The organism is Streptomyces sp. DG1A-41 (assembly GCF_037055355.1).
Classification (GTDB): Bacteria; Actinomycetota; Actinomycetes; order Streptomycetales; family Streptomycetaceae; genus Streptomyces.
This window is the reverse complement of the sequence record NZ_CP146350.1, coordinates 5,711,121-5,724,340: the sequence shown is the minus strand read 5'-3', so window position 1 is coordinate 5,724,340 and position 13,220 is coordinate 5,711,121. Positions and strand designations below refer to the sequence as shown.

Here is a 13,220-nt window from a genome sequence, read left to right as displayed (position 1 = left end):
GCGTGTCCCTGTCATGTACTGCCGAGCGGCCAAGCCTAGAGACCGGTGTGAAGACGCGCGCATGGCCCCCCCGGCTCACGCCCCCAGACCCTACTGTCGTTTTGTGATCTTTGGAATGGTGTGCGCCCTTGGTGCGGCGGTCTGCTTCGGTACGGCGACGGTGTTGCAGGCGATGGCCGCGCGGGCGGTGGCGACCGGCCCGGGCGGGGATGCGGCGCTGTTGTGGCGGGCGCTGCGGCAGTGGCGGTATCTGGTCGGGCTCGGGATGGACGGGCTCGGCTTCCTGCTCCAGATCGCCGCGCTGCGGTCGGTGCCGATCTACGCCGTGGGGGCGGCGCTGGCCGCGAGTCTCGCGGTGACGGCGGTGGTCGCGGCGCGGCTGCTCAGGGTGCGGCTGAGCCGCGTGGAGTGGGGGGCGGTGGGGGTGGTGTGCGCCGGGCTGGCGCTGCTGGGGCTGACGTCCGGGGCGGAGGGCGAGCAGGCCGGGCCGGTCTGGCTGAAGTGGGCGATGCTCGCCGCGGCGGGCGGGGTATTACTGCTCGGAGCGGTGGGTGGGCGGCTGCCGGAGCGGGGGCGGGCGCTCACGCTCGGGCTGGGTGCCGGACTCGGGTTCGGGGTGGTGGAGGTGGCGGTGCGGCTCGTCAACGGCCTGACGCCTGGTGCGCTCTTCACGAACCCGGCGGTGTACGCGCTGCTGCTCGGCGGCGGGGCGGCGTTCCTGCTGCTGACCTCCGCCCTCCAGCGCGGGTCGGTGACCACGGCGACCGCCGGACTGGTGCTCGGGGAGACCGTCGCGCCCGCGCTGATCGGCGTGGTGTGGCTCGGGGACCGTACGCGGCCGGGGCTGGGCTGGCCGGCGGTGCTCGCTTTCGCGGTGGCGGTCGCCGGGGCGCTGGCGTTGTCGCGGTTCGGGGAGGCGCCGGCCGGGCAGGCGGAGAGCGCGCTCGCGCCCAGGTGATCGGGGGCTCACGCCCAGGTGATCGGGGTGTTTTCCTTCTTCAGGGCCACGCGGGACAGGGAAGTGCTTCGTCTCATGGGGTGACCATCGATCATCCGGGCAGTACCGCGCACAGCGCGTCCAGCGACCCCGACCACGCGTGGTCCGGCGGTGTCCCGTAGCCGACGACCAGGGCGTCGGCCGGCTCGGCGACCGCGGCTGCGTGCCGGTAGCGGGTGAGGCCGTGGACCGCCAGGCCCCGCCAGTGGGCTGCCTGGAGCACCGACTGCTCGGTGCCGGGCGGCAGCCGCAGCAGGACGTGCAGCCCGGCCGCGATGCCGGTGACCCGGGCCTCGGGGGCCCGGGCCGCGACGGCGGCGACCAGGGCGTCCCGGCGGCGCCGGAGGCGCAGGCGGGCCGCCCGGACATGGCGGTCGTAGCCCCCGGACGTGAGGAACTCGGCCAGGGTCAGCTGGTCCAGGGCCCCGCAGGTGTCGATTCCGCCCTTGGCCGCCGCGGTCTCCTCCGCGAGGTCCGGCGGCAGCACCATCCAGGCCAGCCGCAGTCCGGGCGCGAGGGACTTGCTCGCGGTGCCCAGGTAGACCACCCGGTCGGGGTCCAGGCCCTGGAGCGCGCCCACGGGCTGACGGTCGTAGCGGAACTCGCCGTCGTAGTCGTCCTCCAGCACCAGAGCGCCGGTGCGGCGCGCCCAGTCCACGACGGCCGCGCGGCGGTCGCGGTGCAGGGGGACGCCCATGGGGAACTGGTGGGCGGGGGTGAGGAGGACCGCGTCGGCGGCGGACAGCTCGCCGGGGTCGGTGCCCAGCCGGTCGAAGGGCAGCGGGACCGTGTGCAGGCCGGACTCGGCCAGGAGCCTGAAGTGCACATCGAGCCCGTACGACTCGACCGCGACCGTCCGTGCCCCGCGCGCCCGCAGGGCCGTGCCGAGCAGCTTCAGGCCGTGCGCGAACCCGGCGCACACCACGATCCGTTCGGGGCCGGCGCGTACGCCCCGGGCCCGGGAGAGGTAGCCGGCGAGCGCGGCGCGCAGCTCGGGACGGCCGCGGGGATCGCCGTAGTCGAGGGCGTGGTGGGGGGCGGCGGTCAGGGCGCGGCGGGCGGCCTTGAGCCACTGCGCGCGCGGGAAGGAGGCGAGGTCGGGGCGGCCGGGGCGCAGGTCGTAGGCGGGGCGGGTGCGTTCGCGGTGGTGGGGTGCCGTGCCGGCCGGCGGGACGACCGTCCGGTCGGCGACCCGGGTCCCCGAGCCCTGCCGGGCGGTGAGCCAGCCCTCGGCGACCAGGTCGGCGTAGGCGTCGGCGACCGTGTTGCGGGCGATGCCCAGGTCGGCGGCGAGCGCGCGGGAGGAGGGCAGCCGGGTGCCGGGGGCCAGCCGGCCGGAGCGCACCGCCTCGCGCAGGGCGTCGGTGAGCCCCCGGCGCAGGCCCGGGCCGGTCGGCTCCAGGTGCAGGTCGATGCCCAAAGTGGCCCACTGATCCGCCATGGAAATGGACCATACCCCTGGGCTGCTTCCTTCCTAGGGTCGAGGGCATGACGAAGCACACCGATGACACGACGACCGTGGAGTACGCCCCCGAGCAGCCCGCCCGCCTGGAGTGGGCCAAGCACGCGCCCGAGGTCTACAAGGCGATGGTCCGGCTGGAGATCGCCGCCCGGCAGGGCCTCGACCACACGCTGTACGAGCTGGTGAAGATCCGCGCCTCCCAGATCAACCACTGCGCCTTCTGCATCGACATGCACACCAAGGACGCCCTCGCGACGGGCGAGAGCGTCGAGCGGATCCTCCAGCTCAGCGCCTGGGACGAGTCGCGGCACTTCTACACCGCGAAGGAGCTCGCGGCGCTGGAGCTGACGGAGGCCGTGACGGTCCTGACGGACGGCTTCGTGCCGGACGAGGTGTACGAGAACGCCGCCAGGCACTTCGAGGAGGCCGAGCTGGCGCAGTTGATCGCCGCGATCACGACGATCAACGCCTGGAACCGGTTCGGGGTGACCTGCCGTATGGCGCCGGGGCACTACCAGCCGGGGCAGTACAAATGACGGCTCGGACGCGGGCGCTCGACCCGGCGGTCAGCCGGGCCATGTCGACTTTGAGCGCCACAGCGAAAAAGGGCCTCGGCGACCCGGCCCTGGCCGAACTCGTCATGGTCCGCGCCTCGCAGCTCAACCACTGCGCGTTCTGCCTCGACATGCATCTCGCGATCGCCCGCGAGTACGGGGTGAGTGAGCGGCAGCTCGATCTGCTGGCCGCGTGGGAGGAGGCCGAGGAGGTCTTCGACGAGCGGGAGCGGGCCGCGCTGGCGCTGACGGAGGCGGTGACCGTGCTGACGGACGGGTTCGTGCCGGACGAGGTGTACGAGCGGGCCGCCAAGCACTTCGACGAGGCCCGGCTCGCCCATCTGATCGGCCTGGTCGTCGCCATCAACAACTGGAACCGGCTGATGGTCAGCCGCCGCGTTCCGCCGAGGGGTTACACGCCATGAGCAAAACCGATGTGTTCCGCGCCCTGCACCATCACCGGGCGCCCGGCGACCCCCTCGTGCTGCCCGGGCCCTGGGACGCGGCCAGCGCGCGGGTGTTCGCCGAGGCCGGGTTCCCGGCGCTCGCCACGCCCAGTGCCGGGGTCGCCGCCTCCCTCGGCTACGAGGACGGGCAGGTCCCGGCCGACGAGATGTTCGCGGCGGTCGCCCGGATCGTCCGGGCCGTGGACGTGCCGGTGTCGGCGGATGTGGAGGGCGGATACGGGCTCGCGCCCAAGGTGCTGGTGGAGCGGTTGCTGGAGACGGGGGCCGTGGGCTGCAACCTGGAGGACTCCGAGAGCGGGGTGCTCAAGGACCCGCACGCGCACGCCGACTGGCTGGCCGAGGTGCGGGACGCGGCCGGTGACCGGCTCTTCGTCAACGCACGCGTGGACACCTTCGCCCGCGGGGTCGCCGATCCCGAACGGGCCGTCGAGCGGGCCGCGTTGTACGTCGCTGCGGGCGCCGACTGTGTCTACCCGATCGGCGCCCCGCCGGACGTGCTGCCGCTGCTGCGGGCCGGGATTCACGGGCCGATCAACGTGGGTGCCCCGACCGAGGGTGGCCCCTCGCCCGCCGAACTCGGCGCGCGAGGGGCCACCCGGATCACCTTCGGGCCGGGACTCCAGCGGCGGGCCGCCCGGGCCCTGCGGGAGATCGCGGCTCGGTTGACGTAGGGGACGTCAGGACAGCCACTTCTTCCACGTGGACCGGTGGCTGTCCACCCACTTCTTCGCCGCGTCCTCCGGCGTCATCTTCTTGTCGGCGATCATCAGGGAGACCTCGTTCTGGTCCTCGGTCGTCCACTTGAACTCCTTCAGGAAGGCCGCCGCCTTGCCGCCGTTCTTAGCGAAGCCCGAGTTCAGGTACTTCTGGAGCGGCGTGTGCGGATAGGCGCAGGCGACCTTCTCCGGGTCGGCGTCGCAGCCCTCCTTGTACGGCGGCAGCTTCACCTCGGTCATGGGGACCTTCTTGAAGAGCCACTGCGGCGAGTACCAGTAGGTGAGGAAGGGCTTCTTCTCCTTGGCGAACTGCCTCATCTGGGTGATCTGCGCCGCCTCGGACCCGGCGAACACCACCTGGTAGTCCAGCTTCAGGTTCTTCACCAGCGCCTTGTCGTTGGTGACGTAGGACGGCGAACCGTCCATCAGCTGGCCCTTGTCGCCGCTCTCCGGGGTGCGGAACAGGTGGGAGTACTTGTTGAGGTTCTTCCAGTTCGTGATGTCCGGGTGCTGCTTGGCGAGGTACGTCGGGACGAACCAGCCGATGTGGCCGGTGACGCCGAGATCGCCGCCGGGGGCGATCGTCTTCTTGTCCTTGACGTACCGCTGCTCCTGCTCGGGGTGGCCCCAGTCCTCCAGGATCGCGTCGACGCGGCCCTGGCTGAGGGCGTCCCAGGCGGGCACCTCGTCGACCTGGACGGTGTCGACGCGGTAGCCGAGCTCGTGCTCCAGGATGTACTGGGCGACGGCCACGTTGGCCTGGGCGCCCACCCAGGACTGTACGGACAGGGTCACGGTCTTGGCGCCCTGCGCGCCCGCGAAGGGCGAGGCCTGCTTGGTCATGTCGGCGGCACCGCAGCCGGTGAGCAGCGCCAGGGAGCTCAGAGCGGCGACCAGGGCCGTCTTACGGACTCGCATGTCACGCTCCCTTCTTCGCGCGGCGTTCGGTGGGCTGGGTCACCCGGTCGAGCATCAGGCCGAGGCAGACGATCGCCGCGCCGGCCACCAGACCGGTGGCGAGGTCCCCCTGGGCGAGGCCGAAGACGACGTCGTAGCCGAGGGCGCCACCGCCGACCAGGCCGCCGATGACGACGACGGCGAGGACCAGGACGAGGCCCTGGTTGACGGCGAGCAGCAGGGCCGGGCGGGCCAGCGGCAGCTGCACCTGCTTCAGCTGCTGCCAGCTGGTCGCGCCGAGCGAGCCGGAGGCCTCCAGCGCGGCCGGGTCGACCTGGCGCAGGCCCTGGGTGGTGATGCGGACGACGGCCGGGAGCGCGTACACGATCGCGGCCGCGACGGCCGGGGCGCGGCCGACGCCGAACAGGGCGACGACCGGGATCAGGTACACGAACTGCGGCATCGTCTGGAAGACGTCCAGGACCGGGCGCAGCAGCCGCTCCAGCCGGTCGCTGCGGGCCGCCGCGATGCCGGTGGCGAAGCCGACGACGAGGGTGACGGCTACGGCCGCCAGGACCTGGGAGAGGGTGTCCAGGGACGGCTTCCAGACACCGAGCACGCCGATCGCGGCCATGGCGAGGACGGCGGTGAGCGCGGTGCGCCAGGTGCCGATCACCCAGGCCAGGGCGGCGACGATCAGCAGGACCGACCACCAGGGCAGCCACTGGAGGCCGCCGCGCACGGGGTCGAGGACCCAGGTGGTGAAGTGGCCGGCCCAGTCGGCGGTGCCGCCGATGACGGGGACACCGGAGTACAGGTGCGCGGTCATCCAGTCGACGGCGCGGTTGACGGGCTCGGCGATGCCGACGATCCAGGCTTCGGGCCAGTCGAGCCGGCCGGCGAAACGGCCGGCGACCGCCACGACGACGACACCGACGAGGGCGAGGAGCCAGCCGAGCCCGCTGCGGGGCTCCGGTTCGGCGCCGAGCTTCTCCCCCGCCGCGCCCGTGACGCGGTCCAGGACGACGGCCAGCAGCACGATCGGGATACCGGCGGCGAGCGCGGCGCCCACGTCGACCGAGGCCAGTGCCTGGTAGACGCGGTCACCGAGACCGCCCGCGCCGATGACGGCCGCGATGACGGCCATGGACAACGCCATCATGATCGTCTGGTTGACGCCGAGCAGGAGTTCCTTGCGGGCCAGCGGGAGCCGGGCGGTCAGCAGCCGCTGCCGTGCGGTGGCGCCGAGCGACTCGACGGCCTCCAGTACCTCCTTGTCGGCACCGCGCAGACCGAGCGAGGTCAGGCGGGCCATGGGCGGGGCGGCGTAGATGACGGTGGCCAGGACGGCCGCCGGGACGCCGATGCCGAAGACCAGCACGACCGGCAGCAGGTAGGCGAAGGCGGGCAGCACCTGCATGGTGTCCAGGACCGGGCGCAGGACGCGGTCCATCCGGTCGGAAAGGCCGGCGGCGAGCCCGAGCAGCATGCCGACGACGACCGACGCGACGACCGCGACGACCATCAGGGCGAGCGTCTGCATGGTCGGCACCCACATGCCGAGCAGGCCGCAGGCGAGGAAGGCGACGGCCGTGCCGAGTGCGAGCCGGACGCCCGCGACGCGCCAGGCGACCAGCGCGCCCAGGGCCGTGACGCCCGCCCAGCCGATGGCGAGGAGGGTGAGGTAGACGGCCCGTACGGCGATCACGACGACGTTGCTGACGTGGCCGAAGAAGTACAGGAACAGCGGGTGGCTGTCGCGGTTGTCGATGATCCAGTCGCTGGCCTTGGAGAGCGGCTCGGAGACGTCGACGGTCAGTGCGCTCGGCCAGGTGCCGCTCGCCCAGCGGGCGTTGGCCAGCGGGACGAGGATCGCGGCGACCAGGGCGAGCAGCAGCAGCTTGCGGACAGCCGGGTTCTTGAGGAGGCCGGGCAGGCCGATACGCGGCGGGGAGGCGGTGATGGTCGCCATCACACCGCCTCCTTGGGCTGTTCGGTACCCGGCGGCGCGGGATGCTCGGTGCCGGCGACGACGCCGAGCAGGGTGTCGGAGTCGATCACGCCCACGCAGCGGCCCTTGTCCATGACACGGGCCGGTGCGCCGGCGCGGGCGACCGCCTCGATCGCCTCGGAGACCGTCGCCTCGGGCCGGACCGCCGGTCCGCTGCCGTCCTGGTCCGCCGAGGGGCGGCGCATGGCCGTGCGGACGGTCATGACCTGCTCGCGCGGGACGTCCCGGACGAACTCGCGGACGTAGTCGTCGGCGGGCGAGCCCACGATCTCCTCGGGCGTGCCGAGCTGCACGACGTGACCGTCGCGCATCAGGGCGATGCGGTCGCCCAGCTTGAGGGCCTCGTTGAGGTCGTGGGTGATGAAGACCATCGTGCGGCCCTCCTCCTGGTGCAGCCGCACGACCTCCTCCTGCATGTCGCGCCGGATCATCGGGTCGAGCGCGCTGAACGGCTCGTCGAACAGCAGGACTTCGGGGTCGACGGCGAGCGCCCGGGCGAGCCCGACGCGCTGCCGCTGCCCGCCGGAGAGCTGGCCGGGGCGGCGGTGTTCCATGCCCTCCAGGCCGACCTTGGCGACGACCTCGGCGGCCCGCTCGCGCCGCTCGGCCTTGCCCATGCCCTGGATCTCCAGGCCGTAGGCGACGTTGTCGAGGACCGTGCGGTGCGGCAGCAGGCCGAAGTGCTGGAAGACCATGGCGGCGCGGTGGCGGCGCAGTTCGCGCAGCCGGGAGCGGTCCATGGCGCGGACGTCCTCGCCGTCGATGGCGATGGTGCCGGCGGTCGGCTCGATCAGCCGGGTCAGACAGCGCACCAGTGTGGACTTGCCGGAGCCGGACAGGCCCATGACGACGAAGACCTCGCCCTTGCGCACGTCGAAGCTGACGTCCCGGACGGCGGCCGTGCAGCCGGTGCGGGCGCGCAGCTCGGCGGGTTCGAGGGCGGTGAGCTCGGGGTCGGCGGGAACGCGGTCGGCCTTGGGGCCGAACACCTTCCACAGGCCCTCCACCGAGAAGACGGGGGTGGTGGTGTCCATGGTCTGCTCCCTGGGGGGTTCGAGGGTCGCGGTCACCGGGAACCACCACCGATCAGTTCGGCGGCCTTCTCCCCGACCATGAGCACGCCGATCATCGGGTTGACGGTGGTCATGGTGGGGAACACGGAGGCATCGGCGACGCGGATGCCCTCCAGGCCGCGGATGCGCAGTTCCGGGTCGACGACCGCGAGCCGGTCGTCGGCGTCGCCCATCTTGCAGGTGCCGGCGGGGTGGTAGACGGTGTGGGCGACCTTGCGGGCGTACTCGCCGAGCTCCTCGTCGCCGGTGATGTCCGGGCCGGGGCAGACCTCGCGCTTGAGCCAGCCGGCCAGCGGTTCGGTCTTGGCGATCTCGCGGGCGATCTTGATGCCGTCGACGAGGGTACGGCCGTCGTAGTCGTCCTCGTCGGTGAAGTAGCGGAAGTCCAAGGCGGGCTTGACCTCGGGGTCGGCGCTGGTGAGGTACAGCCGGCCGCGGCTCTTCGGCTTGGGGATGTTCGGGGTCATCGAGACGCCGAACTTGGGCCGCTGGTAGCCCAGTCGCTCCGGGTTGTCCGTGAACGGGACCTGGTAGAAGTGGAACATCAGGTCGGGGTGCGGCAGTTCGGGGTCGCGGCGCACGAACAGGCCCGCGTCCGAGTCCATCGCGGAGTTCTCCGGGATGGGGCCGTTGGTCTCCCACACGATGACCGACTCGGGGTGGTCGAGCAGGTTCTCGCCGACGCCCGGCAGGTCGTGCGTGACGGGGATGCCGAGCTGTTCCAGGTCCGCCTTCGGGCCGATGCCGGAGTGCATCAGCAGGCGGGGCGAGTCGACGGCACCGGCGCACAGCAGGACTTCGTTGCGGGCCTTGACGAGGATCTCCTCGCCGTCCTTGGTGCGCACGTGGACGCCCTCGGCGCGGTTGCCGTTCAGCTCCAGCTTGTACGCCCAGGTCTCCAGCAGGATCGTCAGGTTGGGCCGCTCGTCCATCACCGGGTGCAGATACGCCACCGACGCCGAGGACCGCTTGTTGTTCTCGGGGTGGTAGGCGAGGTCAAAGAAGCCGACGCCCTCGGTGAACGGCTTCTGGTTGAAGCCCTCCACGCGCGGCACGTCCAGCGCCGTCTGGGCCGCGTCCACGAAGTCACGGGCGATGGCGTTCCGGTCCCGCTCGTCGACCGGGACGATGTTGTTGAGCAGGCGCGCGAAGTACGCCTCCATCGGCACCGCACCCCAGCCCTTGGCGCCGGCGGCCTCCCACTCGTCCCAGTCGGCGGGCAGCGGCTTGAACGCGATCAGCGTGTTGTGCGAGGAACAGCCGCCCAGGACCCGGGCCCGGCTGTGCCGGATGTGCGAGTTTCCGCGTGGCTGCTCGGTGGTGGGGTAGTCGTAGTCGAGCTCGCCGCCCAGCAGGCCCATCCAGCGGCGCAGGGTCAGCACGTCGTCGCGGCCGACGTCGCTGGGGCCGCCCTCGATGACGGCGACGGAGACGTCGGGGTTCTCGGTCAGGCGGGAGGCGATCACGGAACCGGCGGTTCCGCCGCCTATCACGACATAGTCGTACTCAGGACTGGTGTGGGACATGGCGTGTTGCTCCAGAGGGGGGTGGACCAGAGGGGTCGAAGGGGGCCGGGCTCGAAGGGTGGTGAGGTCGGCGGGTGAGAGGTCAGGCGCTGGCGGAGGTCAGCCCGCGAACCAGCGCACCGGCTTCGGGGCGAGGTTCTGGTAGACGTGCTTGGTCTCGCGGTACTCGGCGAGGCCGGCCGGGCCGAGTTCGCGGCCCACTCCGCTCTTGCCGAAACCGCCCCATTCCGCCTGCGGCAGGTAGGGGTGGAAGTCGTTGATCCAGATCGTGCCGTGCCGCAGCGGCCGGCCACGCGCCGGGCGCGGCCCGCGTCGGCGGTCCAGACGCCGCCCGCGAGGCCGTACTCGGTGTCGTTGGCGAGGGCGACGGCCTCGTCCTCGGTGCGGAAGGTCTCGACGGTGAGGACCGGCCCGAAGACCTCCTCCCGTACGACGCGCATCTCGCGGTGGCAGTGGTCGAGGACGGTCGGCTCGTAGAAGTAGCCGTTCTCCGGGCGCTGCGGGGAGGGCTCGGGGCGCTTGCCGCCGGAGCGCAGCACGGCGCCCTCCTTGAGGGCGGACTCGACGTACATCTCGACCTTGGCGCGCTGCTGCTCGGAGACCAGCGGACCGCACTCGACGCCGTCCTCGGTGCCGCGGCCCAGGCGGATCTTCTCGGCGCGCCGGGCGATTTCGGCGACGAACCGCTCGCGCACGGACTCCTCGACGATGAGGCGGGCGCCGGCCGAGCAGACCTGGCCGCTGTGGATGAAGGCGGCGTTGAGGGCCTGGTCGACGGCGGTGTCGAAGCCCTCGTCGGTGGCGCAGGCGTCGGCGAAGACGACGTTGGGGTTCTTGCCGCCGAGTTCGAGGGCGACCTTCTTGACGGTGGGCGCGGCGGCCTGGGCCACCTTGGTGCCGCTGATCAGGCCGCCGGTGAAGGAGACGAGGTCGACGTCGGGGTGCTCGGAGAGCCGGGCGCCGACCGAATGACCCGGCCCGGTGACGATGTTGGCGACACCGGCGGGCAGTCCGGCCTCGACGAGCAGCTCGATCAGCGCGATCGTCGTCATCGGGGTGATCTCGCTCGGCTTGATGACGAAGGTGTTGCCGGCGGCCAGGGCGGGGGCGATCTTCCAGCTGGCCTGGAGCAGGGGGTAGTTCCAGGGCGTGATCATCGAGCAGACGCCGATGGGCTCGTGCACGACGACGCTGTGGATGTCGGACGAGCCGGCGTCCACGACCCGGCCCGGGCTCTCGGCCGCGACCAGGTCGGCGAAGTACCGGAAGGCGTCGGCGACGCAGTCGATGTCGACGCGCCCTTCCTCGACGGTCTTGCCGGCGTCACGGCTCTCCAGGAGCCCGAGCTGCTCACGGTCGCGCACGAGCAGGTCGGCGACGCGGCGCAGCAGCGCGGCCCGCTCGGCGGCGGGTGTGCGCGGCCACTCCCCCTCGTCGAAGGCGCGCCGGGCGGCGGCGATCGCCAGATCGGTGTCCTTCTCGTCACCCTCCGCGACCACGGCGAACGGCAGGGCGTCCGCGGGGTCGAGGATCTCGCGCGTGGCGCCGGAGACGGCCGCACGCCATTCCCCTCCCGCGTGGATGGTGCTGCGCGCCTGGAGTTCGTTGCTTTCCGCCATGATCGTTTTCGCCTTCCGTTCCTGATCAGCGCCCCTGTGTCACACATGTGTCACCAAGAGACCGAGTGCGCCTGCCCTGGTCGCCCGGATGCATGCGCGATCCCTGGCCGAAAGTGCGCTGTGTCACGGGAGATGCGGACAATCATGCTGAAAGCGGGCACGATCAGGCGCGGAGACGTCAGATCGTCCGAGGCCGGAAGTCCTCCGGCGGATCCTCGCCCACGCGCCCGTCGATCGACTCGCGTATGAGGTCGGCGTGGCCGACGTGGCGGGCGTACTCCTCGATGAGATCGACGAGCGGACGCCGCACGCTCGGGGACCGGCCGTCGCGGGTAGTGAACGCGGCGAGCCGCCCGGCGTCACTCCCGGCCAGCGCCTCGCGCAGGTTCACCGTGGGCGTCGTCACGTCCCTGCCACCCCATCAGGCGGGTCTCGGTTCCGGCCTCGGCACCTCCGCCCGGGAGATCGGCGCGGCGCTCGGCGTCGCGGTCACCGGCACGGTCCTGGCCTCCCGCGGCGGCCTCCACGACGGCATGGCCCCGGCCCTGCGCACGGTGGCCCTGCTGGTCCTGGCGGCCACGGCGGCGGTGGTCGCCGAGTACGGCTGCTCCCGGAAGGCGCCGGGGAGGGCGCCGGACAGACCTCTGGGCGAGCCTCTGGAAAACCCGCAGGCCCCGCACCGGACGGAACCGGTACGGGGCCTGCGAAGGAACGCGGAGAGACTCCGGTCGGATGAGCCGGACGGCTCAGACGACTCGCATGACTCGGACGACTCAGATGAGACCGAGGCCGCGGACCGCCTCGCGCTCCTCCTCGAGCTCCTTGACGGAGGCGTCGATCCGGGCGCGGGAGAACTCGTTGATCTCCAGGCCCTGGACGATCTCGTACTTGCCGTCCTTGCAGGTGACCGGGAAGGAGGAGATCAGGCCCTCCGGGACGCCGTAGGAGCCGTCCGACGGGATGCCCATGGAGACCCAGTCGCCCTCGGCGGTGCCGTTGACCCAGGTGTGGACGTGGTCGATGGCGGCGTTGGCGGCGGAGGCGGCCGACGAGGCGCCACGGGCCTCGATGATCGCGGCGCCGCGCTTGGCGACGGTCGGGATGAAGTCCTCGGCCAGCCACTTCTCGTCGTTCACGACCTCGGCGGCGTTCTTGCCGGCGACCGTGGCGTGGAAGATGTCCGGGTACTGGGTGGCGGAGTGGTTGCCCCAGATGGTGAGCCGCCTGATGTCGGCGACCGTGGAGCCGGTCTTCTTCGCGAGCTGGGTCAGGGCGCGGTTGTGGTCCAGACGGGTCATCGCGGTGAACCGCTCGGCCGGTACGTCGGGCGCGGCGGCCTGCGCGATGAGCGCGTTCGTGTTGGCCGGGTTGCCGACGACGAGGACCTTGACGTCGTCAGCGGCGTGGTCGTTGATGGCCTTGCCCTGCGGCTTGAAGATGCCGCCGTTGGCCTCCAGCAGGTCGCCGCGCTCCATGCCCTTGGTGCGGGGGCGGGCGCCGACGAGCAGGCCCACGTTCGCGCCGTCGAAGGCGACGTTCGGGTCGTCCGTGATGTCGATGCCCTGGAGGAGCGGGAACGCGCAGTCGTCCAGCTCCATGGCCGTGCCCTCGGCCGCCTTCAGCGCCGGCGTGATCTCCAGGAGGCGCAGCTTCACCGGCACGTCCGCGCCGAGCAGCTGACCGGAGGCGATGCGGAAGAGCAGGGCGTAACCGATCTGGCCGGCCGCGCCGGTGACGGTGACGTTCACGGGAGTGCGGGTCATGGCGTTCTCCGTATGACAGCTGGCGGTGGGGCGTCCCTGCCCCGGACGTTTGATCGATCTCTTGGCGTCAAGAGATCGATCCAGCGGTCAGGCTATCGCGCATCCGGGATCCCGGACGGCCGGGTCGGTGTGGCC

10 protein-coding genes and 3 pseudogenes are annotated in these 13,220 nt (G+C 72.0%); 5 read left to right on the top strand and 8 right to left on the bottom strand.

Features of this window, described 5'->3' with window-relative positions; genetic code table 11:
- Window positions 1–115: 115 nt before the first annotated feature.
- Window positions 116–958 carry a DMT family transporter gene (locus V8690_RS26860; RefSeq protein WP_338785466.1) on the top strand — a complete coding sequence of 281 codons (843 nt, stop codon included), beginning with the start codon at window positions 116–118 and terminating at the stop codon, window positions 956–958.
- Between the two features lie 91 nt (window positions 959–1,049).
- Here V8690_RS26860 and V8690_RS26855 read toward each other — a convergent pair whose 3' ends face one another.
- The gene (locus V8690_RS26855; protein ID WP_338782646.1) at window positions 1,050–2,438 is read right to left on the bottom strand and encodes a PLP-dependent aminotransferase family protein; all 1,389 of its coding nucleotides are present in this window, start codon (window positions 2,436–2,438) and stop codon (window positions 1,050–1,052) included.
- Between the two features lie 47 nt (window positions 2,439–2,485).
- Here V8690_RS26855 and V8690_RS26850 point away from each other — a divergent pair, with 47 nt between their 5' ends.
- The 3 genes from V8690_RS26850 to V8690_RS26840 are packed head-to-tail and all read left to right on the top strand — an operon-like array spanning window position 2,486 to window position 4,151.
- Window positions 2,486–2,995 (top strand): carboxymuconolactone decarboxylase family protein, encoded by a 510-nt coding sequence (locus V8690_RS26850; protein WP_338782645.1) that lies wholly within the window; start codon window positions 2,486–2,488, stop codon window positions 2,993–2,995.
- Complete coding sequence (locus V8690_RS26845; RefSeq protein WP_338782644.1) at window positions 2,992–3,438, top strand: carboxymuconolactone decarboxylase family protein; 447 nt, start codon at window positions 2,992–2,994, stop codon at window positions 3,436–3,438. The genes V8690_RS26850 and V8690_RS26845 overlap by 4 nt, the downstream gene beginning before the upstream one ends.
- Complete coding sequence (locus V8690_RS26840; RefSeq protein ID WP_338782643.1) at window positions 3,435–4,151, top strand: isocitrate lyase/phosphoenolpyruvate mutase family protein; 717 nt, start codon at window positions 3,435–3,437, stop codon at window positions 4,149–4,151. The genes V8690_RS26845 and V8690_RS26840 overlap by 4 nt, the downstream gene beginning before the upstream one ends.
- A gap of 6 nt (window positions 4,152–4,157) precedes the next feature.
- Here the strand turns inward: V8690_RS26840 and V8690_RS26835 are convergent, their stop codons facing one another.
- The 6 genes and pseudogenes from V8690_RS26835 to V8690_RS26810 all read right to left on the bottom strand — a co-directional run.
- Entirely contained in the window at window positions 4,158–5,114 is a 957-nt protein-coding gene (locus tag V8690_RS26835; protein WP_338782642.1) for an ABC transporter substrate-binding protein, read from the bottom strand.
- A 1-nt stretch (window position 5,115) separates the two neighbouring features.
- A complete protein-coding gene (locus tag V8690_RS26830) occupies window positions 5,116–7,065 on the bottom strand; it encodes an ABC transporter permease subunit (protein ID WP_338782641.1) in 1,950 nt (649 codons plus the stop codon).
- Window positions 7,065–8,138: a glycine betaine/L-proline ABC transporter ATP-binding protein gene (locus tag V8690_RS26825; RefSeq protein ID WP_338782640.1), complete on the bottom strand. Its 1,074-nt coding sequence runs from the start codon at window positions 8,136–8,138 to the stop codon at window positions 7,065–7,067. The genes V8690_RS26830 and V8690_RS26825 overlap by 1 nt, the downstream gene beginning before the upstream one ends.
- A gap of 32 nt (window positions 8,139–8,170) precedes the next feature.
- Entirely contained in the window at window positions 8,171–9,703 is a 1,533-nt protein-coding gene (locus V8690_RS26820) for a GMC oxidoreductase (protein ID WP_338782639.1), read from the bottom strand.
- 99 nt (window positions 9,704–9,802) lie between these two features.
- Window positions 9,803–11,322: pseudogene (locus V8690_RS26815) on the bottom strand (aldehyde dehydrogenase family protein).
- 178 nt (window positions 11,323–11,500) lie between these two features.
- Window positions 11,501–11,710, bottom strand: a pseudogene (locus V8690_RS26810) (DUF664 domain-containing protein); the annotation flags it as partial.
- A 1-nt stretch (window position 11,711) separates the two neighbouring features.
- On the opposite strand from V8690_RS26810, the pseudogene V8690_RS26805 reads away from it, so the two are divergent.
- A pseudogene (locus V8690_RS26805) lies at window positions 11,712–12,058 on the top strand (hypothetical protein); the annotation flags it as partial.
- A 37-nt stretch (window positions 12,059–12,095) separates the two neighbouring features.
- Here V8690_RS26805 and V8690_RS26800 read toward each other — a convergent pair.
- Window positions 12,096–13,085 (bottom strand): malate dehydrogenase, encoded by a 990-nt coding sequence (locus tag V8690_RS26800; RefSeq protein WP_338782638.1) that lies wholly within the window; start codon window positions 13,083–13,085, stop codon window positions 12,096–12,098.
- Window positions 13,086–13,220: the final 135 nt, after the last annotated feature.